The organism is Cytobacillus sp. FSL M8-0252 (assembly GCF_038007345.1).
Classification (GTDB): domain Bacteria; phylum Bacillota; class Bacilli; order Bacillales; family Cytobacillaceae; genus Cytobacillus; species Cytobacillus kochii.
Genome location: NZ_JBBOWZ010000001.1, coordinates 3462546 through 3485703, shown reverse-complemented (window position 1 = coordinate 3485703; position 23158 = coordinate 3462546). Strand labels below are relative to the sequence as shown.

Here is a 23158-nt window from a genome sequence, read left to right as displayed (position 1 = left end):
TTGTATGATTTTATAGGTAGTAAGAAAACGGGAAAGACTAAGAAAATATGAATGTAAATGAGGCGATACACTTATGACAATTAATAAAAAGGATGTTGTTCATTTATTAGAAACGATTGCTATTTATATGGAGTTAAAGGGCGAGAACCCTTTTAAAACGGCTGCCTTTCGTAAAGCAGCAACGGCGTTAGAGACAAGTGATTTAACGTTGGATGAAATAGAGGATTATACGAAGTTACCTGGTATTGGTAAGGGTACTTCTGCAGTTATCACAGAGTTTGTAGAAGAAGGCACAACTAGTGCACTTGATGAATTAAAGAAGGAAGTACCAGCAGGTTTGATTCCACTTTTGCAATTGCCGGGTTTAGGTGGTAAAAAAATTGCTAAATTGTATAAAGAGCTTGGGGTTAAGAATGCTGAAGATTTAAGGACAGCTTGTAATGATCATCAAGTACAAGCTTTAGCCGGATTTGGAAAGAAAACAGAAGAAAAAATTCTCGAAGCATTAGCTAATGTGGGTACTAGACCGGAACGCTTGCCTCTTGCTTTTATGCTACCGATTGCTGAGAAAATTGAAGGATTTCTATCTTCATTTATAGATATCGACCGTTTTTCTCGAGCAGGTAGTATTAGAAGAATGAGAGAAACGATTAAAGATTTGGACTTTATTATTTCAACAACGGTTCCTGCTTCAGTGAAAGAACAGCTTTTACAAATAGGTGAGATTAAAGAAGTGATTGCGGCAGGAGAAACAAAAGTTTCTGTAGTGCTTGCAGAAAAATATGATGTCTCTGTTGATTTTAGAATTGTAACTCCTGAAGAGTTTGCTTCTACACTTCACCATTTTACCGGTTCTAAAGACCATAATGTTCGTATGCGTCAATTGGCGAAGGAACGGGGAGAAAAAATCAGTGAGTATGGTGTAGAAGATATAGAAAAAGGAACGATTAAAACGTTCCAAACAGAAGAAGATTTTTATGCTCATTTTAAATTACCTTTGTTTCCTCCTGAAATTCGTGAAGATGGTAAGGAAGTTGAGACATATACTGCAAACACGCCACTTATAAAAAACGAAGATATCAAGGGCGATCTTCATATGCATACAACATGGAGTGATGGTGCTAATTCCATTGAAGAGATGATTGCTGCCTGTCGCACAAAGGGTTATCGTTATATGGCTATTACGGATCATTCGCAATATTTAAAAGTAGCGAATGGATTAACAAAAGAACGGTTATTAAAACAAAAAGAAATCATTCACGAAATCAATGAAAAATATGATGATTTTCAAGTTTTGTCGGGGATAGAAATGGATATTTTACCGGATGGTTCCCTAGATTATGAAGATGATGTGTTGAAAGAGATGGATATTGTTATTGCTTCTATTCATTCAGCTTTTTCACAATCAGAAGAGCAAATCATGCACCGTTTAGAAAATGCGATGAGAAACCCACATGTTGATATTATTGCTCATCCGACAGGGCGGTTGATTGGGAGACGGGATGGTTATGCAGTCAACATTGAGAAATTAATTGCATTAGCAAAAGAAACCAATACGGTACTTGAATTAAATGCTAACCCGAATCGGTTAGACCTTGCAACAGAAGCATTAAAATTAGCACAAGAATCTAATGTGAAGATTGTCATTAATACGGATGCTCATAAAACAGAAACACTCGATCATATGGAAGTGGGTGTATCAGCAGCAAAAAAAGCATGGTTATTAAAAGATACGGTGCTTAATACATTTGAAGCCGATGATTTATTACAGTTTTTAAAGAATCGTAAGTAAAGAGAGCGGATAGATACGGAAAATGAAGGGGGATTACTTCATGCAAGATAGAATTTTGAAAATGCTCGAATTTCATAAAGTGAAAGAACAGCTTTTAACCTATGTGTCCTCAAGCCTTGGGAAGAAAAAAGCGGAAGATTTAGTACCGTCAACAGATTTTTCCGAAGTGATTAAGTTGCAAAACGAAACGGATGAAGCAGCTCAAGTGTTACGTATGAGAGGTAGTGTACCTTTAGGGGGGATTTTTGACATTACTCCTCACTTAAAACGAACAAAGATTGGTGCAATGTTGAGTCCCCATGAACTGATGCAAATAGCCAGTACGATTCATGTAAGTCGACAAATGAAGCGTTTCATTGAAGATTTTGCTGATGAAGAAGAAAATGAAATACCAATCTTGTTCAGCTATAGCGAAAAAATCATTGTTCTAGCTGAGCTAGAAACGGCGATTAGAAATAGCATTGACGAAAATGGAGATGTACTTGATAGTGCGAGTGAAAACTTACGCCAATTAAGGACACAATTAAGAACGAGAGAGAGTCGGGTACGAAATAAATTAGAATCAATGATTCGTTCGTCCAGCGCACAGAAAATGCTTTCTGATGCGATTATTACTATTCGTAATGATCGTTTCGTTATTCCTGTTAAACAAGAATATCGTGGTCATTATGGTGGTATTATTCATGATCAAAGTTCTTCTGGGCAGACATTATTTATAGAACCACAGTCTATTGTCCAACTAAATAATGAATTACAAAATATCAGGGTAAAAGAGCAGCAAGAAATTGAGAAGATCCTGATTCAGCTATCATTATTAACGAATGAGTATAATAATGAACTACAAACTATTGTTTATGTTTTAGGTGAAATGGATTTTATGTTCACAAAAGCAAGATATGGAAAGAGCATAAAGGCAAGTAAACCATCTGTAAACGACAAAGGTCATATTAGGCTTTTCAAAGCTCGTCATCCATTGATTCCAGCCAATGAAGTCGTAGCGAACGATATAACGATGGGAGAAGCCTATTCTTCCATCGTTATTACGGGACCGAATACAGGTGGTAAGACAGTCACATTAAAAACAGTTGGTCTTTCTACATTGATGGCACAGGCAGGACTACAAATTCCTGCTTTAGACGGGTCAGAAGTAGCGGTATTTGGCGCTGTTTATGCTGATATCGGTGATGAACAGTCAATTGAACAGAGTTTAAGTACTTTCTCGTCACATATGGTCAATATAGTTGATATTTTAGAAAAAGTGGACGGTAATAGTTTAGTCCTTTTTGATGAATTAGGTGCAGGAACAGACCCGCAAGAAGGGGCAGCTTTAGCCATTTCTATTTTAGATGAAGTGTATAACAGAGGAGCTAAAGTCATTGCAACAACCCATTATCCCGAGTTAAAAGCCTATGGTTACAATCGTGAGGGGGTTGTAAATGCCAGTGTTGAATTTAATGTAGAAACGTTGAGTCCTACTTATAAATTATTGATTGGCGTTCCTGGTCGCAGTAATGCTTTTGAAATTTCAGGACGACTTGGTTTAAATGAAAGTGTAATTACCAATGCCAAGGAATATATAAGTGCTGATAGTAACAAAGTAGAAAATATGATTGCCTCATTGGAAAGTAGTAAAAAGCAAGCGGAGGCAGAGCGTGAAGAAGCATATGCATTATTAAAAAACGCTGAGAAGCTTCATAAAGATTTGCAAAAACAAATGGTTTCCTACTATGAAGAAAAAGATGTGCTAGAACAAAAAGCAAAGGAAGAAGCCGCATCTATTGTAGAGAAAGCGAAAGAAGAAGCAGAAAGCATTATTAGCGAACTTAGACAAATGCGCATAGAAAAGCATGCAGAAGTTAAAGAGCATGAACTGATTGAAGCAAGAAAACGTCTATCTGACGCCGCACCTGAAATAGTGAAGAAGCAAAAGAAAAAAAGTGCAAATCAAACTCATCAATTCCAGCCTGGAGATGAAGTAAAGGTATTAAGTTTCGGTCAAAAAGGCCAGCTATTAGAAAAACTAGCTGAAAAGGAATGGAGTGTCCAAATCGGCATTTTAAAAATGAAGGTGGAAGAAAAAGATTTAGAGTTTATTAAAACAACTAAGCCGGTGGAAACAAAACCAATGGCAACTGTAAAAGGAAAAGATTATCATGTTAGTTTGGAGCTTGACCTCAGAGGCGAAAGATATGAAAACGCTCTTTTGAGAGTCGAGAAATATATTGATGATGCTCTTCTAGCAGGTTATCCGCGCGTGTCTATCATTCACGGAAAAGGCACGGGTGCTCTAAGGCAAGGTGTGCAAGAGTATTTACGAAATCACCGTTCGGTCAAATCTATTCGTTTTGGGGAAGCTGGTGAAGGTGGAACTGGTGTGACTGTGGTAGAATTTAAATAGCGATTATCTTACACATGGATGAAAAAACATGTAAGCACAAAAAGAATTCATTAAAAATTTTTGGGGAGAACATAAAATGAATCAGTTTTGGGAAAATGAATTTGTTCATACCGCTGCCTACTTTAGTGTGGTTATTCTATGTATGATTGTCTTTTTAGCAGTATTTGAGCTTGTAACGAAATATAAGAATTGGGAAGAGATTAAAAAAGGAAATGTTGCTGTGGCAATGGCTACAGGTGGTAAGATTTTTGGGATAGCAAATGTGTTTCGTCATTCGATTATGCATAATGATCATTTACTTGTCATGATTGGTTGGGGTGTGTTCGGTTTTATTTTATTGTTAGTCGCTTATTTTGTTTTTGAATTCATGAGTCCGAAAATAAAAGTAGATGATGAAATACAAAATAATAATATTGCTGTTGGACTGATATCTATGATATTATCTATCGGAATTTCTTATATTATTGGTGCGAGCATATCTTAGGGAGCGTAATTGAATGGAGAGATTAGCAAAAATATTACTTGTATTATGCGTATTATTTATCTTAGCGGGCGTCATCTTTATGATATAAAGGAATTGATTCATTAATTAGATTTAGACAATTATTCGTATGTGGAATACAACGAATGGTTGTCTAGTTTTTTTTAAGTCAAAGAGCGCCATACTTTATTTACTCATACAACTTTTCTCCTTCCCTCATGGTGGCTATGGTTTGTGCTATTTAGCATAAGATAAAGAGGCATCTTTAGGAAATAAGGCACAGATTTATATAATTTCATTTGTCTTGCTTACAAGTGTATATTATAATAAAAAGTGAACAATTTTAAATGTTCTAAAAATATAATATTTGGGGAGGGTCGTAAATGTCTGAAGAAAAACCGTGGCTGAAGCTGTACCCTAATGAAATCCCATCAACACTTGCCTATCCAGAACAGCCTGTTCAGGAGTTTTTAGTTGCTGCCGCAAATGAGTTCCCTGAAAAAAAAGCCATTCACTTTATGGGGAAAGAATTTACGTATCGTTATGTCTATGAATCCGCTCTAAAAGTTGCAGGCTACCTGCAAAGTATCGGAATAACGAAAGGCGATCGAGTCGCTATCATGTTACCTAATACCCCGCAGTCAGTCATAAGTTATTATGGTGTTCTATTCGCAGGAGGAGTGGTGGTCCAAACAAATCCACTTTATATGGAAAGAGAACTTGAATTCCAAATGAAGGATTCAGGAGCGATTGCGATTATCACAATGGATATACTTTTTCCAAGAGTGACTAAAATACTACCTCAAACAGAATTGAAACATGTAATTGTAACCGCTATCAAGGACTTTTTACCATTTCCAAAAAATATTGTGTATCCATTTATTCAGAAAAAGCAATATGGCTTATCAGTCAATGTCAGACATGAAGGCAATTATCACTTATTAACAGAAATATTAAAAGGTGAAGCAAGACCAGTTCAAACATATGATATAGAATTCAATGAAGATTTAGCACTATTACAATATACAGGTGGGACGACTGGATTTCCGAAAGGAGTTATGCTTACCCACAAAAATTTAGTATCCAATGCTGCAATGTGTAAAGCATGGTTATATCAAACGAAAAAGGGCGAAGAGGTTATTCTAGGGATATTGCCATTTTTCCATGTATATGGTATGACAACTGTTATGATCTTAACAATTATGGAAGCTAACAAAATGGTTTTACTACCAAAGTTTGATGTTGAAACAACCTTGAAGACCATTCAGAAGCAAAAGCCAACACTTTTCCCAGGTGCTCCGACCATTTATATTGGATTATTGAATCACCCTAAAATTAAAGAATTTGACCTTTCTTCCATCGATTCCTGTATCAGTGGATCAGCGGCACTACCTGTTGAGGTCCAACAAAAATTTGAAGAAATCACTGGCGGTAAATTAGTAGAAGGATATGGGCTAACAGAGTCTTCACCTGTGACACATGCTAATTTCCTTTGGGATGAACCGAGAGTAAAGGGAAGTATTGGGATTCCTTGGCCAGACACTGATGCAAAGATTATGTCTACTGAAAATGGCGAATTTTTACCTGTTGGTGAAATTGGAGAGATTTGTGTAAAAGGTCCACAAGTCATGAAAGGCTATTGGAACCGTCCAGATGATACGGAACAAACATTAAAAGACGGCTGGTTATTAACAGGGGATTTAGGGTATATGGATGAAAATGGCTATTTTTATGTGGTTGACCGCAAGAAAGATATGATTATCGCCGGTGGATTTAATATTTATCCAAGAGAGATAGAAGAAGTGTTATATGAGCATGAAGCAGTCCAGGAAGTAGTAGCAGCTGGCGTGCCCCACCCTTACCGAGGAGAAACAGTTAAAGCTTATATTGTTAAAAAAGAGGGTGTCCATATTACAGAAGATGAATTAAATGAGTTTGCTAGAAAACACTTAGCTGCTTATAAGGTACCGAGAATTTATGAATTTCGTGAGGAACTACCTAAAACAGCAGTAGGAAAAATACTGAGAAGAGCTTTAATTGAGGAAGATAAAAAGAAATTTGCTGAAGAGCAAAATGAGGCGATCAAATAATCGGGCCAAGTGGCTCATTCTTTTTGAAACCTAGAGCTTGTCCACCTTAAAAACATAATAATTATGCAAAGTTTCTTGACAGAACAATCATTAGATAATAATATAATTTTATGAATGACTATTCATTCATTTTTATCATTCGGAATGGTTGTTCTGTTGATTAGGTGGAAACGAGTATCTCCATTCCGGTATACTCTTTGATAGGAGCAAGAGTAATATAGGGGGAGAATGATTTTGAAGAAGAACAAACCAAAATACAGACAGATTATTGATGCGGCAGTGATAGTCATTGCTGAGAATGGCTACCATCAATCACAAGTTTCAAAGATTGCCAAACAGGCAGGCGTGGCTGATGGGACGATTTATTTATATTTTAAGAACAAAGAAGATATCTTAATTTCCCTCTTTGAAAACAAAATGGGTCACTTTGTTGAAATGATTGAGGAGAAAATAGCAGGAAAAGTAAGAGCAGCAGAGAAGTTATTAATGATGGTCGAAACCCACTTTCATATTTTATCTCAAGACAAACATTTAGCTATCGTGACACAATTAGAACTAAGGCAATCGAATATCGATTTACGGCAAAAAATTAATGCCATCTTAAAAGGTTATTTAGGCTTAATCGATTCAATCTTACTCGAAGGAAAAAAAACGGGTGAGTTTGCTAGTAATCTCGATGTCCGATTAGCTAGACAGATGATCTTTGGGACAATGGATGAAACTGCCACAACATGGGTGATGAATGATCAAAAATATGATTTAACTGCGTTAGCGCCCGAAGTTCATCGCCTTTTAATCAGTGGGTGCAAAAGCCAGTAATTAAAAGTAATGGAGGTAAGCAAAAGTGGAATACTTAAATTGGAAGATTGATAATGAAGTTGCAACAATTACCATTAATCGCCCTCCTGCCAATGCACTATCATCTGGGTTGATTGAGGAATTAGGTGAAGTACTGGATCAGATTGAGCCAAACCAAGATATTAGGGTGATCCTCATTCATGGAGAAGGCCGCTTCTTCTCTGCTGGAGCAGATATTAAGGAGTTTACTTCAATCGAAAGTGGTGAAGGTTTCTCACATCTAGCAGAAAATGGACAAGCGCTCTTTGAGAGAATAGAAACCTTCAAGAAGCCTATTATTGCAGCCATTCATGGTGCAGCTTTAGGTGGAGGTCTGGAACTTGCAATGAGTTGTCATATTCGCTTAGTTGCTGAGAATACAAAAATGGGACTACCAGAATTGCAGCTTGGATTAATTCCTGGATTTGCTGGTACACAACGATTACCTCGTTTTGTTGGAACGGCAAAAGCAGCTGAAATGATTTTAACGAGTGATCCAATTACAGGGCTAGAAGCTGTACAACTCGGTTTAGCCAATCATGCTTACCCTGAAGAAAAGCTGTTAGAAAATGCCTATTCAATGGCACAAAAAATCGCCAAAAAGAGCCCAGTATCTGTCGGTGCAACATTAGAATTACTGAATTATAGTAAATCCAACCGTTATTATGATGGGGTGAAAAAGGAAGCAGAACTTTTTGGTCAAGTTTTCATAAGTGAGGATGCAAAGGAAGGTATTTCTGCATTTGTTGAAAAGCGAAATCCAGTTTTCTCAGGAAAATAATTTTTTAAATATAAACGTTTTCATTACCAATTTTGTTCATAATCTATTATAATAGATTTAATAATTTAAATTGTTAAATAATAATCGATTTGAAAAGTATTTTTAGGAATAGGTTATTGTAAGACTGAGCATACGCTCAGTCAACAATTTAGTTTTATTTGTCAAAATCTTATGAAGCAATGGAATGTTTGTAAAATTAGGAGGCGAAACCATGAACATCTATGTACTAATGAAAAGAACATTTGATACAGAAGAAAAGATCACGATTTCAGGCGGTAAAATTAATGAAGATGGAGCAGAATTCATCATCAACCCTTACGATGAATATGCAATCGAGGAAGCAATCCAAGTTCGTGATGAACATGGTGGTGAAGTAACGGTTGTTTCGGTAGGGACAGAAGAAGCTGAGAAGCAACTTCGTACAGCATTAGCGATGGGTGCTGATAAAGCAGTACTGATTAATACAGAAGATGACGTTGAAGAAGGAGATCAGTTTACGACTTCTAAAATTTTAGCTGAATTCCTTAAAGATAAAGAGGTTGATTTGATTATTGGTGGGAATGTAGCGATCGATGGTGGATCAGGTCAAGTTGGCCCACGCGTAGCGGAGCTATTAGCTATTCCTTATATCACAACCATCACTAAGTTAGATATTGAAGGTACAACAGCTACAGTTGTTCGTGATGTAGAAGGTGATTCTGAAGTAATCGAGACTTCTCTACCATTACTTGTCACTGCACAACAAGGTTTAAATGAACCGCGCTACCCTTCTTTACCAGGGATTATGAAAGCAAAGAAAAAACCTTTAGACGAAATTGAATTAGACGATCTTGATTTAGACGAAGATGATGTAGAAGCGAAAACAAAGACAATCGAAATCTCCCTACCACCGAAAAAAGAAGCTGGAAAAGTGCTTGAAGGTGAATTAGAGGGTCAAGTAAAAGAATTAGTCAGTCTACTTCATAACGAAGCAAAAGTTGTCTAATAGTGAGCATAAAAGAATAAAAACGTTGGGGGTATAATAATGGCTAGAAAAGTTTTAGTATTAGGTGAAGTAAGAGAAGGTTCATTGCGAAATGTTTCTTTTGAAGCAGTTGCTGCAGCAAAAACATCTGCTGAAGGTGGAGAAGTTGTAGGTGTTTTGTTTGGTGATTCTGTAAGCGCTTTAGGAGCTGAATTCATTCAGTATGGAGCTGACCGAGTGGTAACAGTTGAGGATGAACTGTTAAAACAATATACATCTGACGGTTATTCCCAAGCCTTACTTGCCGTTATTGATCAAGAAGATCCTGAAGGAATTATTTTCGGACATACTGCCCAAGGTAAAGATCTTGCACCGAAGATTGCGGCAAAGTTAGAATCCGGTCTTATCTCTGATGTAACAGATCTAGAAGTTGAGGGTGGTAACTTAGTCTTTACTCGTCCGATTTACTCAGGAAAAGCATTTGAAAAGAAGATTGTAACAGATGGACTTCTTTTCGCTACTATTCGTCCTAATAACATTGCACCACTTGAAAAAGATGAAAGTAGAAATGGAGATGTTTCATCTTTATCTGTAGAAATTAAAAACTTGCGTCAAGTCATCAAGGAAGTTGTACGAAAAGCAACAGAAGGTGTAGACCTTTCTGAAGCAAAAGTTATTGTTGCTGGTGGACGCGGTGTGAAAAGTGAAGAAGGTTTTGAGCCGTTAAAAGAATTGGCAGATGTCCTTGGTGGTGCTGTTGGAGCTTCACGTGGCGCATGCGATGCAGACTACTGTGATTACTCACTTCAAATTGGTCAAACAGGTAAAGTAGTTACACCGGACCTTTATATCGCTTGTGGTATATCTGGTGCGATTCAACATTTAGCTGGGATGTCCAATTCAAAGATTATTGTTGCCATCAACAAAGATCCTGAAGCGAATATCTTTAAAGTAGCGGATTATGGTATTGTGGGCGACTTATTCGAAGTCCTTCCATTACTAACAAAAGAGTTTAAAGAATTACTTGTAAATGCATAATTTTCGTTTACATCTGATATGAGCGGGTAGACTTATACTATCCGCTTCTTTACTATGTTGGCAAAAAGATTAATGTTGAATAAAATAGACATTGAATCCTTTTTAAAGGTTCAGTATGATACAATAAAAAAATGGGTAATCTATACGAGCAAAATAATAGCATCCATTATTAATCGATGATATACTTTCGATAAGATTTTTTAGTTATTTATTAGGAGGATATAAATATTATGGCTATCACACATGCAACAGATCAAAACTTTACTGCTGAAACTGGTTCAGGTCTTGTACTTGCAGACTTCTGGGCACCATGGTGCGGACCTTGTAAAATGATTGGACCAGTTCTTGAGGAAATTGATGGAGAAATGGGAGAAAAAGTAAAAATCGTTAAACTTGATGTTGACGATAACCAAGAAACTGCTGGTAAATTTGGTGTTATGAGCATCCCGACTCTCATCGTATTTAAAGATGGTGCAGAAGTAGATAAAGTGGTTGGTTTCCAACCGAAAGAAGCATTAGTTGAATTGCTTCAAAAACATGGTGCATAAGAAGTACCATAAAAACAAACCCCGGCTTCTACTTTTAGAAGATCGGGGTTTTTTTACAGTACAAGTATGGCAAAATCAGTAAGAAGGGTATGGTTTCCTCCTGCAATGATATTCTTTTTAGGTATGGATGTGACAGCTAATTATGAATGATAATATAAAAAATAAATTACCTTTATTACCTGCTCAACCTGGTTGTTATTTAATGAAAGATCGCCAAGGGACAATTATTTATGTCGGTAAGGCGAAAGTGCTTCGTAATCGGGTTAAGTCCTATTTTACCGGTTCGCATGATGGAAAGACATTAAGGCTGGTAAATGAAATTGAAGATTTTGAATACATCGTGACCTCTTCCGATATGGAAGCATTATTATTAGAGTTAAATTTAATTAAAAAGCATGACCCCAAATATAATGTCATGTTAAAGGATGATAAGAGTTATCCTTTTATTAAATTAACAAATGAAAGACATCCGAGATTAATTACCACGAGAAAAGTAAAAAAAGACAAAGGTAAATATTTTGGTCCATATCCAAATGTGCAGGCGGCCAATGAAACAAAGAGATTATTAGATCGCCTTTATCCTTTAAGAAAATGTAACACCTTACCAGATAGAGTTTGTCTCTACTACCATATCGGACAATGTCTAGCTCCTTGTGTAAATGAAGTAAAATCTGACACATACAAACAAATGACAGATGAGATTACTCGCTTCTTAAATGGTGGTTATAAAGAGATCAAAAAAGAACTCTCAACGAAAATGGAAGAAGCGTCCGCAGCGCTAGAGTTTGAGAAAGCAAAAGATTTCAGAGATAAAATTATCCATATAGAAACGACGATGGAAAAACAAAAGATTACAATGACGGATTTTACTGACCGAGATGTGTTTGCTTATGCGGTTGATAAGGGTTGGATGTGTGTACAAGTATTTTTTATTAGGCAAGGGAAACTTATTGAAAGAGATGTATCTATGTTTCCAATCTATAATGAGCCTGAAGAAGAGATGCTCACCTATCTCGGCCGTTTTTATGAACAAGCTAATCATTTTAAACCAAAGGAAATTTACTTGCCAGACTCTGTTGATGTGACGATGGCTGAGCAGCTTTTGGATGTAAAAATATTTATTCCTCAAAGAGGGAGAAAAAAAGAACTAGTGAAACTTGCCTATAAAAATGCAAAGATTGCTTTAAAAGAAAAATTCTCGCTTATTGAACGTGATGAGAAAAGAACGGTGAATGCAATAGAAAGCTTAGGTGAGGAGCTAGGAATTTACACACCCTATCGCATTGAAGCTTTTGATAACTCCAATATCCAGGGTACCGATGCTGTCTCAGCAATGATTGTCTTTATCGATGGTAAGCCTGCAAAAAGGGAGTATCGGAAATATAAGATTAAGTCAGTTAAAGGACCAGATGATTATGAATCTATGAGGGAAGTGACGAGACGGAGATATAGCCGGGTTTTAAAAGAAGGGCTACCCCTACCTGATTTAATTATCATTGATGGTGGAAAAGGACATGTTGAAGTCGTTCGAGATGTGCTTGAGAATGAACTCGGTTTAGATATTCCACTAGCAGGATTAGTCAAAGATGATAAGCATAAAACATCTCAACTTCTTTATGGAAATCCATTAATGATCATTCCCCTCGCTCGAAATAGCCAGGAATTTTATTTATTACAACGTATTCAAGATGAAGTGCATCGATTTGCGATTACATTTCATAGACAAGTTCGTGGAAAGAGTGCATTTCAGTCACTTCTTGATGAAATTGATGGTATTGGGGAAAAAAGAAAAAAGCAGTTATTAAAAGATTTTGGTTCTGTAAAAAAAATGAAATCAGCTAGTGTAGAAGACCTTAGGGAATCTGGCTTACCATTAAAAGTTGCACAAGAACTTTATGAAAAGTTACATGAATAGACATTGTCTGAAAAAAACAAATATGGTATAGTGTTTTTAACTTTATATCAAATCACTTTTTAACTTGAAAGTGAAGGTAGAGGTGCGAGTTTCATTAGTAAAAGTTCCTTAGAAGATTGAGCTTCGTTTGAAGGACTTTGAAAGGGAATATTCGCCGAAGTGAAGAAAGACTCAATATTTTCTTCGCTGGTTCTGCATTGAATAAATGCAGGATTGTCAAGACTATCTGTCTTGGAGGGCTATCTCACTGTGTGTACGTAGATTGTTCATACGTTTGACTACACAGCAATGGGATGGGTTTCATCTCATTGCTTTTTTTTATGCCGAATATGGGTAGAAATGTGTTGGTTGTACATACAGGCGGCAGGGAATAAAAACGAATGACTTGAAAGTAGGGGAGAAAAGTGGGCTTAATTGTACAAAAATTTGGTGGAACCTCCGTAGGCTCGGTTGATCATATTCAAAATGTAGCCAACCGTGTCATTGAAGAAAAAAATAATGGTAATGATATCGTTGTTGTTGTGTCGGCTATGGGCAAAACGACTGATCAATTAGTTGGTATGGCAAAAGAATTATCACCCGCTCCGAGTAAGAGAGAAATGGATATGTTGTTATCTACAGGTGAGCAAGTTACGATCTCTTTATTAACAATTGCACTAAATTCAAAAGGTTATGAGGCAACTTCCTATACGGGCTGGCAAGCAGGGATTAAAACGGAATCAGTACATGGTGACGCAAGAATCACTGATATTGACACAAAACCTGTTTCACAAGAGTTAAAGAAAGGGAGAATTGTTATCGTAGCGGGTTTTCAAGGTTTAAGTGAGACTGGCCAAATAACGACATTAGGTCGGGGTGGCTCTGATACAACAGCCGTAGCTCTTGCAGCAGTATTAAAAGCGGACAAATGTGATATATACACCGATGTAACAGGTGTATTCACAACTGATCCACGCTATATAAAAAATGCAAGAAAGCTTCCATCTATCTCATACGATGAAATGCTTGAATTAGCTAATCTTGGTGCAGGCGTTCTACATCCAAGAGCAGTTGAGTTTGCAAAAAATTACAATGTAAAGCTTGAAGTACGTTCTAGTATGGAACGAGAAGAAGGTACAATTATAGAGGAGGTTGCGGAAATGGAAGAGAACTTAGTTGTTAGAGGGGTTGCTTTTGAAGATGATATTACAAGGGTATCTGTACTAGGGATTAAAGACCCTTTAATAAGCCTTTCATCCATCTTTTCACTCTTGGCGAAAGAACATATAAATGTTGATATTATTATACAAAGTATTACAGATGATAAATCATCAGGCTTATCTTTTTCAATTAAAAACCAAGATCTTACAGAGACTGTAAAAATACTAGAAAAAAATCGAGAAGCATTAAGTTATGATCAGATTGAATGGGAATCACAATTGGCGAAAATCTCGATTGTCGGTTCAGGAATGATTTCAAATCCTGGAGTAGCAGCTGAGATGTTTAATGTATTAGCTGCTAATAACATCGTTGTAAAGATGGTCAGTACATCTGAAATAAAGGTCTCGGCTGTGATCGACCAAGCGCATATGTTAAATGCTGCTCAAGCTTTACATCAAACGTTTAATTTAGCTGGGGATTTAATAAAAAATTAAATGAGCTAGCAGTAGTATAAGATAGGAAAATCCAAACACCATTTAAACGCCTTAAAAAGAATGATGTTTGGATTTTTTTTACTGTTGGGTATATTTATTAGGTGTGGATAAAGTCCTTTTTATCCCATTTGACTGTGAAGAGGACCTTTCCACCTTTTTTACGTGGGTGCTCGAATGTTTCGCAAATCACTTCTTTTTTCTGTTCGATTTGTTGAGCAATAAAACCAGCTTCTAATTGGAATGTTGCGTGAGTATTTTCTTTACAGCGCTTTTGAATGACTTCACTTGTTAACTCGTATTCGATTTCTTTTTTGTTTTCGAGGTTTTTCGTTAATTTTCCCCAACCAGCCTCGACAAAGAAGCTGAATAAGTCTTCTTCTGTTTGAAGAGGATATTTACGTGCTAGTCTCTTGCCTGCCCAGTATAAGATATCTGGTGCGTCTTTACCTAGTAAATCATGTAAAAGTTCTTCTCTAATTAATTCATAGCCAAAGGATGAAATCATTTCTTTGTTTGGTTCAATTGATTCTGCCATGTTTTCGGTTTGTTCTATTTGGGCTTCTTGAGATGGCATATTATGCTAAATCTCCCCTCTTTCATAAAGTCTAATATATACAATTTACTTGGAAAAAACGAATACGTACAGTGAAAAGGGAAAAATTTTTAGTTTGTAAAACTGGTGTAAATTATGGGAATAATCTTAACACTAATAATAATCTAATGTAAATGCATTTTTATGCGTAAAATATGAATATTATTGCGTGATTTAAGCTATTTTAATATACCGCCAAATAGGGTTGAAAAAACTATATCATTGGTTTTTTGAGTGAAACTAGAATAGAAAAAATTTTCGTAATATCGACAAAATCTGTATCCGTTTTCTTGACGCTAATGGGCGATGGGAGTAAAATGGACATGTCATATAAATGTTTTGAAAATGATTTGCATTTTCTTAGTGATGCGAAGGATTTGTTATGTACATATTCAGCGTGTCATGCTACAAATTCAAGGGGGTAAACTTATGGCGGGTAATCGAGAGTTTTTAAATCGCAGATTGCATTCATTACTTGGAGTTATACCTGTTGGGGTCTTTCTGATCCAACACTTAGTAGTGAACCATTTTGCAACTAGGGGAGAAGAGGCATTTAATAGCGCATCACATTTCATGGAAAGTCTTCCTTTTAGATATTTCCTAGAAATATTTATTATTTTCTTACCTTTGTTATATCATGCAATTTACGGTCTTTACATTGCGTTTACAGCAAAAAATAACACTTCAAGATTCGGATTTTTCCGAAACTGGATGTTCTTAGTTCAACGTGTAACCGGTGTAATTACATTGATTTTCATCGTTTGGCATGTTTGGGAGACTCGTATTGCAGCAATGTTCGGTGCCGAAGTAAATTATGATATGATGGCTGATATTTTGTCTAGCCCATTCATGTTAGCATTTTACATCGTTGGTGTATTATCTGCAATTTTCCACTTTGCAAATGGTTTATGGTCCTTCATGGTAAGCTGGGGAATTACCGTATCTCCTAGATCACAATTGATTTCAACTTATGTAACTTTAGTCATTTTTATCGCATTATCAATTGTAGGTATTCGTGCTATTTTTGCTTTCGTGTAATGAATACATACATTTTTCTATAATTTGTTCGGTTTTTTTTAGAGGTATTAGTATTAAGGGAGTGAGTCAGATATGGGTAAAGGAAAGGTTATTGTTGTCGGTGGCGGATTAGCCGGATTGATGGCAACTGTTAAAATTGCTGAAGCTGGCGGACAAGTAGAATTATTTTCTTTAGTGCCGGTTAAACGTTCTCACTCTGTTTGTGCCCAAGGTGGTATTAACGGAGCAGTAAATACAAAAGGTGAAGGGGATTCTCCTTGGATTCACTTTGATGATACAATTTATGGTGGTGACTTCTTAGCTAACCAACCTCCAGTTAAGGCAATGGCAGAAGCAGCACCTGGAATTATTCACTTATTCGACCGTATGGGTGTTATGTTCAACCGTACACCTGAAGGGTTATTAGATTTTAGACGCTTTGGCGGAACACAGCATCACCGTACTGCTTTTGCTGGTGCGACAACAGGTCAACAATTGCTTTATGCATTGGATGAGCAAGTGCGTCGTCACGAAGTAGCAGGGTTAGTAACAAAATATGAGGGTTGGGAGTTCTTGGGAACTGTCATTGATGATGACGGAGTTTGTCGCGGGGTAGTAGCGCAAAACCTACAAACAATGGAAATCCAATCATTCGCAGCAGATGCTGTCATTATGGCTTCTGGTGGACCGGGAATTATTTTTGGTAAATCAACTAACTCTATTATTAATACAGGCTCTGCTGCATCAATCGTTTATCAACAAGGCGCGTATTATGCAAATGGTGAGTTCATTCAAATCCATCCAACTGCTATACCAGGAGATGACAAACTACGTCTAATGAGTGAATCTGCACGTGGTGAAGGTGGTCGTGTTTGGACATATAAAGACGGGAAACCTTGGTATTTCTTAGAGGAAAAATATCCGGCATACGGTAACTTAGTTCCTCGTGATATTGCTACACGAGAAATCTTTGATGTTTGTGTAAACCAAAAACTAGGTATCAATGGTGAAAACATGGTTTACCTTGATCTTTCACATAAAGACCCGAAAGAATTAGATATTAAATTGGGTGGTATTATTGAAATTTACGAGAAATTCCAAGGTGATGACCCTCGTAAAGTACCAATGAAAATCTTCCCAGCTGTTCACTATTCAATGGGTGGTTTATGGGTAGATTATGATCAAATGACAAATATCCCTGGATTGTTTGCTGCAGGTGAGTGTGATTATTCACAACATGGTGGTAACCGTCTTGGAGCTAACTCATTGCTTTCTGCCATTTATGGTGGTATGGTTGCTGGACCAAAAGCGCTTGAATATATTGAAGGATTAGAGAAATCAAGTGAAGATTTATCTTCTTCATTATTCGAAGGTGCAGTTCAACAAGAACAAGAGAAATGGAATAAAATCATGTCTCTTGATGGAACAGAAAATGCATATATCCTTCACAAAGAACTTGGTGAATGGATGACTGATAATGTAACAGTTGTTCGTCATAACGATCGTTTATTAAAAACAGATGCTAAAATTGTTGAATTGTTAGAGAGATATGAAAATATCAACATTAACGATACAGCAAAATGGAGTAACCAAGGGGCGGCGTTTACTCGTCAATTACAAAATATGCTTCAATTAGCTCGTGTTATTACAATTGGTGCATATAACCGTAACGAAAGCCGCGGTGCCCATTATAAACCAGAATTCCCTGATCGAAATGATGATGAATTCTTAAAAACAACTATGGCTAAATTCGTTGATGGCAAATCAGCGCCACAATTCCATTACGATGAAGTGGATATCAGCTTGATTAAGCCACGTAAACGTGACTATACAACGAAACATTAAGAGAAAACTCGATGAAAGGGGAGTAATTAATCGTGTCAGAAGCAGCAGTAAAGTCTAAAACCGTATTATTTCAAATTACAAGACAAGATGGTCCTGATTCAGATTCTTATGTAGAAGAATTTGAACTTGATTATCGTCCAAATATGAATGTGATCTCTGCTCTAATGGAAATTCGAAGAAACCCGGTAAATACAAAAGGGGAGCATACAACACCAATTACTTGGGACATGAACTGTTTGGAAGAAGTTTGTGGAGCTTGTTCTATGGTCATTAATGGCAAACCGCGTCAATCTTGTACAGCTCTGATCGACCAATTAGAACAACCAATTCGTTTAGCACCAATGAAAACATTCCCGGTAGTACGTGATTTACAAGTTGATCGTAGCCGCATGTTTGATTCATTGAAAAAAGTAAAAGCATGGATTCCGATTGATGGAACATATGATTTAGGTCCAGGGCCTCGTATGCCAGAGAAAAAACGCCAATGGGCTTATGAATTATCAAAATGTATGACTTGTGGTGTATGTTTAGAAGCGTGTCCAAATGTAAACAGCAAATCTGATTTTATCGGACCGGCACCACTTTCTCAAGTGCGTTTATTCAACTCTCATCCAACGGGTGAAATGAATAAGGCAGATCGTTTAGAGGAAATTATGGGTGACGGTGGTCTTGCTAACTGTGGTAACTCACAAAACTGTGTGCAATCTTGCCCTAAAGGTATTCCTTTAACAACATCAATTGCCGCGCTTAACCGTGATACAACATTACAATCTTTCAAAAACTTCTTTGGAAGTGACCGTGTGTAATAGATTTTATAGAACACTGAGGCTTATAGCCTCAGTGTTTTTTTTATCCAGTAAAAGGGTAAGAGTGTGATCTTCGTTTGAAGGAGCAATATTTTAATAGTTATTAAGCAATTCGTACTGAAAATTCATAATAATAAAACAAAATACCTATTAATTGATGAATGAAGAAAGTACTTTCAGCTTATTTTTGGCAAAAAATGTAGAATTTTTGTTATAAATAAACACGAATCATAGAAAAACTGGTATATTTCAGTTGTTGAAAGATTAATAATAATTTGAAGGAGGAACAGAATGAAATTAGCTAGTAATCGATGGTTGGCCTTATTGATGATTTTTATGTTAATATTTTCTAGCTTCAGCCCTCTAGCGGGACAAGCAGCACAAGAAGATGTATTGACGGTGAATGAAGCGATTGAAAATAACGAAGGAAATGCAACAGTAGAAGGTTACATAGTAGGTCATACAGTTTCGACGAATAATTACAATTTTAATCCACCTTTTAGTAATGACTATAATATTGCGATAGCTGATGATGCGAATGAACAAGATTCGTCAAAAATTTTACCTGTGCAAGTGTCTAGCAGCTTTCGTGCGACATTTGGCTTACAGACTAACCCTGATATTATAGGTGAAAAAGTACAAATAACAGGCAATCTTGAAGCATATTTTACCGTACCTGGCTTGAAAAATCCAACTGCATTTACATTTGCTGATGGAAACCCTGATGATGGGGAAGAGGAAGAGCCATCTGATGGTGTTGAAGGTCTGCGCATTGGTGATATACAAGGAGCGGGGCATGAGTCTCCTTATGTAAATCAGAACGTAACAGCTGTACAAGGTATTGTAACAAAAGTAGTAGATAACAGTAATTTTTATATGCAAGATGATACACCCGATGATAATCCCCATACATCAGAAGGGATTCTCGTCTACAAGCCTACGCATCAAGTAAAAGTTGGAGATAAGGTTACAGTGGATGGGCTTGTGAAAGAATGGGTTCTTGACGGATATAGTGAAAAGTTAGAAACAGATTTAGCCATGACTGAAATCAATGCCCAAAATGGGAGGGTAAGCATTGAATCATCAGGAAATGACCTGCCAGAAGCAATTGTTTTAGGCAAAGATCTTCCTTTACCTCATGATATTATTGATAATGATGAAATGCAATCTTTTGACCCTGAGGAAGATGGTATCGATTTTTATGAGAGTCTAGAGGGTATGCGCGTCGCAGTGGAGAATCCTCAAGTTGTTGCACCTCAAAAATATGGTGAAATACCTGTCATTGCGAATCAAGAAGAGGATAAACTCTATACGGATCAAGGTGGGGTTTTATTAACGGAAGATAATGCAAATCCAGAAAGACTGCATCTTTTATTAGAAGAGGATAATTATGTAGCTAAAACGGGTGATCGTTTTGATGGTACAGTCACCGGTGTAATTAGTTATGGTTATAGCAACTTTAAAGTGTTAGTGGATATGGATTCTTTACCAGATCTTATTGAATCGGAAAAAGAAGAAGTAACGACAGAACTTGGCAAGGATGAAGGAAAATTAACAGTTGCCTCTTATAATATTGAAAATTATTATGAAGGTACAAGCCAAGAAAAGACAAATAGAATAGCGCAGTCAATGGTTAATGAGTTAAATTCACCGGATATTATTGGTCTTGTAGAGGTACAAGATGATAATGGCCCGACTGATGATGGTATAACAACGGCAAAAGCTAGTTATGAGAAATTAATTGCAGCCATTGCCGCAAATGGTGGTCCGACGTATGACTGGGCAGATATTGCACCAGAAGACAAGCAAGATGGTGGTCAGCCGGGTGGGAATATCCGAGTAGGATATCTCTATAATCCAGAAAGAGTTACTTTAAAAGAGGCACCCAAAGGCGGGGCTAACGACGCAGTTACGTATGAAGACGGTCAATTAACATTGAACCCAGGTCGCATCGATCCGACGAATGAAATTTTCCAAGATACAAGAAAATCGCTAGCAGCACAGTTTGAATTTAATGGAGAAGATGTGATTGTCGTTGCTAATCACTTTAATTCTAAGTCAGGTGATGAACCACTATTTGGGAAGAATCAACCTCCGGAATTAGTGAGTGAAGCACAAAGAATACAGTTAGCAGAAGCTGTAAATGGGTTTGTGAAAGATATAGAGTCTAAAAACCCAGATGCGAATGTTGTTGTATTAGGGGATATGAATGATTTTCAATTCACTCCCACATTAGAAACATTAAAAGGTGAAGAGTTAACGAATATGGTTGATACTTTACCGGAAAACGAACAGTATACGTATAATTACCAAGGAAATATGCAAGTACTTGATCATATTTTAGTATCGAATCATTTAGCAGAAGCTGCCAAAGTAGATATTTTAAATATCAATTCTCTATACATGGAGGAGCATGGTAGAGCTAGTGATCATGATCCGTTATTAGTTGAGTTAGACATCGCGGTAGAAGAGGAAAATGAGGGGCCATTCTCAATGAGTATCCTTCATACAAATGATACCCATGCTCATTTAGAAAATGTTCCAAGATTGTTTACTGCAGTGAATCAACTAAGAGATGAAAAAGAAAATACACTATTAGTTGATGCTGGGGATGTATTCTCAGGTACATTATTTTTCAATATGTACCTAGGACAAGCGGACTTACAATTTATGAATCGTTTAGGTTATGATGCTATGACATTTGGAAATCATGAGTTTGACAAAGATTCGCAAGTGTTGGCTGACTTTGTATCCAATGCGGATTTTCCATTTGTTAGTGCAAATGTGAATGTTGAGAATGATGAGATTTTAAGCCAATTAAAAGTAAATGAGTTTGGATATCCTGGAGAAAACGGTAAGATTTATCCTGCCATTATTAAAGAAGTAGATGGCGAAAAAGTAGCATTATTTGGCTTAACAACAGAGGACACTTCATTTTTGGCGAACCCAGATGAAGCCATTGTTTTTGAAGATGCAGTTGAAATGGCTAGCAATACAGTAGCAGCGCTTGAAGAAGAAGGGATTAATAAAATTATTGCACTTTCACATTTAGGTTATACGCCAGATCAGGAATTAGCTGAAGCTGTTCAAGGTATCGATGTGATTGTTGGAGGACATTCTCATACGACATTAGAAGAGCCAGTTGTAAAAAATGAAGATGGAGAACCAACTTTAATCGTTCAAGCCAATGAATATCATAAATATTTAGGCTCTTTAGACATTGTTTTCGATGATGAAGGCGTACTGTCAGAGTGGAATGGTGAATTACTTGATCTCGTTAGTCAAGATGAGAACGGTGAATATGTTTATGAAGAAGATGAATGGGCGCGTAATAAACTTGATGAGTTAAGTGAACCGCTGGAGGAATTAAAACAAGAAGTAGTCGGGTACAGTGAAGTTGCCTTGAATGGTGAACGTACTGATGTTCGTACGAAAGAGACCAATTTAGGAAACTTGATTGCAGATGGTATGCTCTCTAAAGCTAATGAATCTGTGCCAACACAAATTGCGATGCAGAATGGTGGCGGTATTCGTGCATCCATTGCTCAAGGTGAAATTACGCTTGGCGATGTTCTTACTGTGTTGCCTTTCGGTAATATGTTAGTCACCCTTGATTTAACAGGAGAAGAAATAAAACAAGCTTTAGAACATAGTGTAGCAAATATTGAAGAAGGTGCTGGCCAGTTTATGCAAGTGGCAGGTCTTCGCTTTAAATTTGACCAAGCACAGCCAGTGGGTGAACGTGTCCATGGCGTTGACGTGAAAGTAGACGGTGAATATATAGCAATCAATGAAGACGAAACCTATACGGTTGCGACCAACGCTTTCACGGCCGATGGTGGAGATGGATATGATATGTTCAAAAAAGCCAAGGATGAGGGCAGAATTACTGAACTATTTGAAGTGGATTATGATGTGTTTTCCACCTATTTGGAAAACAATAATCCGGTAGCTCCGGAAGTTGAAGGAAGAATTATTGCAGAAGTCAAATCAACAGATCCGGAAGAGCCAGGTGAACCTGAAAACCCTGAAGAGCCGAGCGCTTGTATTCCTGGCCCTGATACTAGCTGGTCTGAGTGTAAACAAGAAATCATTGATCACTTGAAGGATAAGGTAAGAGAATTCACAAGATGGATTTGGGAAATGATTAAAAAATGGTTTGGATTTTAGGATAAAACCTATTTAAAGTAAGCCCTAGCACACACTTCGTAAAAAAGTTTGTGCTGGGGTTTTTTATTGTAGTGTTAACTCCATATCTTTGAGATTTCTCGTTTTTTATAAGAAAGTGTTGGTAAATTATTTGTTGAGTCATTTTATCTGCTTTTTACATTTGAAAAGGAAATCCTTTCAAATGACCCAAAAACACGTTTTACACGGTCTGCCTTAAACATTTTTTCACATGAATGACTCAATTAAGCAA

At 36.9% G+C, this 23158-nt stretch carries 16 protein-coding genes and 1 riboswitch; of the genes, 15 read left to right on the top strand and 1 reads right to left on the bottom strand.

What is annotated here, in order from left to right; all coding sequences use genetic code 11:
- Positions 1-73: 73 nt before the first annotated feature.
- The 11 genes from polX to MKX83_RS17480 all read left to right on the top strand — a co-directional run bounded on the left by polX (position 74) and on the right by MKX83_RS17480 (position 14478).
- Entirely contained in the window at positions 74-1792 is a 1719-nt protein-coding gene (polX, locus tag MKX83_RS17530) for a DNA polymerase/3'-5' exonuclease PolX (protein ID WP_095372339.1), read from the top strand.
- A 40-nt stretch (positions 1793-1832) separates the two neighbouring features.
- Positions 1833-4190, top strand: coding sequence for an endonuclease MutS2 (locus MKX83_RS17525; RefSeq protein ID WP_341056734.1), 2358 nt, complete (start codon positions 1833-1835; stop codon positions 4188-4190).
- Positions 4191-4266: 76 nt separating this feature from the next.
- Positions 4267-4674, top strand: coding sequence for a DUF350 domain-containing protein (locus MKX83_RS17520; RefSeq protein ID WP_095372340.1), 408 nt, complete (start codon positions 4267-4269; stop codon positions 4672-4674).
- A 380-nt stretch (positions 4675-5054) separates the two neighbouring features.
- Positions 5055-6761, top strand: coding sequence for an AMP-binding protein (locus tag MKX83_RS17515; protein WP_322909656.1), 1707 nt, complete (start codon positions 5055-5057; stop codon positions 6759-6761).
- A 234-nt stretch (positions 6762-6995) separates the two neighbouring features.
- On the top strand, positions 6996-7580 hold the full coding sequence (locus tag MKX83_RS17510; protein ID WP_095372342.1) for a TetR/AcrR family transcriptional regulator: 585 nt from the start codon (positions 6996-6998) through the stop codon (positions 7578-7580).
- Between the two features lie 25 nt (positions 7581-7605).
- Positions 7606-8379, top strand: a complete 774-nt coding sequence (locus MKX83_RS17505; protein WP_322909655.1) for an enoyl-CoA hydratase — start codon at positions 7606-7608, stop codon at positions 8377-8379.
- 211 nt (positions 8380-8590) lie between these two features.
- Positions 8591-9364, top strand: coding sequence for an electron transfer flavoprotein subunit beta/FixA family protein (locus tag MKX83_RS17500; RefSeq protein ID WP_224935805.1), 774 nt, complete (start codon positions 8591-8593; stop codon positions 9362-9364).
- Positions 9365-9403: 39 nt separating this feature from the next.
- Positions 9404-10381, top strand: a complete 978-nt coding sequence (locus MKX83_RS17495; protein WP_095372345.1) for an electron transfer flavoprotein subunit alpha/FixB family protein — start codon at positions 9404-9406, stop codon at positions 10379-10381.
- A gap of 230 nt (positions 10382-10611) precedes the next feature.
- Entirely contained in the window at positions 10612-10929 is a 318-nt protein-coding gene (gene trxA, locus MKX83_RS17490) for a thioredoxin (RefSeq protein WP_341056718.1), read from the top strand.
- Positions 10930-11071: 142 nt separating this feature from the next.
- Entirely contained in the window at positions 11072-12844 is a 1773-nt protein-coding gene (gene uvrC, locus MKX83_RS17485; protein WP_251162600.1) for an excinuclease ABC subunit UvrC, read from the top strand.
- 69 nt (positions 12845-12913) lie between these two features.
- Positions 12914-13094: riboswitch (Lysine riboswitch) on the top strand.
- A gap of 154 nt (positions 13095-13248) precedes the next feature.
- Positions 13249-14478, top strand: a complete 1230-nt coding sequence (locus MKX83_RS17480) for an aspartate kinase (protein ID WP_095372348.1) — start codon at positions 13249-13251, stop codon at positions 14476-14478.
- A gap of 97 nt (positions 14479-14575) precedes the next feature.
- Here the strand turns inward: MKX83_RS17480 and MKX83_RS17475 are convergent, their stop codons facing one another.
- A complete protein-coding gene (locus MKX83_RS17475; protein WP_341056714.1) occupies positions 14576-15052 on the bottom strand; it encodes a YslB family protein in 477 nt (158 codons plus the stop codon).
- Between the two features lie 447 nt (positions 15053-15499).
- Between MKX83_RS17475 and MKX83_RS17470 the strand changes: the two genes are divergently transcribed.
- The 4 genes from MKX83_RS17470 to MKX83_RS17455 all read left to right on the top strand — a co-directional run bounded on the left by MKX83_RS17470 (position 15500) and on the right by MKX83_RS17455 (position 22908).
- Positions 15500-16108 carry a succinate dehydrogenase cytochrome b558 subunit gene (locus tag MKX83_RS17470; RefSeq protein WP_095372349.1) on the top strand — a complete coding sequence of 203 codons (609 nt, stop codon included), beginning with the start codon at positions 15500-15502 and terminating at the stop codon, positions 16106-16108.
- A 72-nt stretch (positions 16109-16180) separates the two neighbouring features.
- Positions 16181-17932, top strand: coding sequence for a succinate dehydrogenase flavoprotein subunit (sdhA, locus tag MKX83_RS17465; RefSeq protein WP_095372350.1), 1752 nt, complete (start codon positions 16181-16183; stop codon positions 17930-17932).
- Between the two features lie 32 nt (positions 17933-17964).
- A complete protein-coding gene (sdhB, locus tag MKX83_RS17460) occupies positions 17965-18738 on the top strand; it encodes a succinate dehydrogenase iron-sulfur subunit (protein ID WP_095372351.1) in 774 nt (257 codons plus the stop codon).
- A gap of 291 nt (positions 18739-19029) precedes the next feature.
- Positions 19030-22908 (top strand): 5'-nucleotidase C-terminal domain-containing protein, encoded by a 3879-nt coding sequence (locus tag MKX83_RS17455; RefSeq protein ID WP_095372352.1) that lies wholly within the window; start codon positions 19030-19032, stop codon positions 22906-22908.
- Positions 22909-23158: the final 250 nt, after the last annotated feature.

Excerpts from the sequence above, each read along its gene's own strand:
- MKX83_RS17500 (WP_224935805.1), top strand. The coding sequence starts at position 8,591 with ATGAACATCTATGTACTAATGAAAAGAACATTTGATACAGAAGAAAAG.
- MKX83_RS17470 (WP_095372349.1), top strand. The coding sequence starts at position 15,500 with ATGGCGGGTAATCGAGAGTTTTTAAATCGCAGATTGCATTCATTACTT.
- MKX83_RS17455 (WP_095372352.1), top strand. The coding sequence starts at position 19,030 with ATGAAATTAGCTAGTAATCGATGGTTGGCCTTATTGATGATTTTTATG.
- uvrC (WP_251162600.1), top strand. The coding sequence starts at position 11,072 with ATGAATGATAATATAAAAAATAAATTACCTTTATTACCTGCTCAACCT.
- MKX83_RS17525 (WP_341056734.1), top strand. The coding sequence starts at position 1,833 with ATGCAAGATAGAATTTTGAAAATGCTCGAATTTCATAAAGTGAAAGAA.
- trxA (WP_341056718.1), top strand. The coding sequence starts at position 10,612 with ATGGCTATCACACATGCAACAGATCAAAACTTTACTGCTGAAACTGGT.
- MKX83_RS17520 (WP_095372340.1), top strand. The coding sequence starts at position 4,267 with ATGAATCAGTTTTGGGAAAATGAATTTGTTCATACCGCTGCCTACTTT.
- polX (WP_095372339.1), top strand. The coding sequence starts at position 74 with ATGACAATTAATAAAAAGGATGTTGTTCATTTATTAGAAACGATTGCT.
- MKX83_RS17475 (WP_341056714.1), bottom strand. The coding sequence starts at position 15,052 with ATGCCATCTCAAGAAGCCCAAATAGAACAAACCGAAAACATGGCAGAA.
- MKX83_RS17495 (WP_095372345.1), top strand. The coding sequence starts at position 9,404 with ATGGCTAGAAAAGTTTTAGTATTAGGTGAAGTAAGAGAAGGTTCATTG.
- sdhA (WP_095372350.1), top strand. The coding sequence starts at position 16,181 with ATGGGTAAAGGAAAGGTTATTGTTGTCGGTGGCGGATTAGCCGGATTG.
- MKX83_RS17515 (WP_322909656.1), top strand. The coding sequence starts at position 5,055 with ATGTCTGAAGAAAAACCGTGGCTGAAGCTGTACCCTAATGAAATCCCA.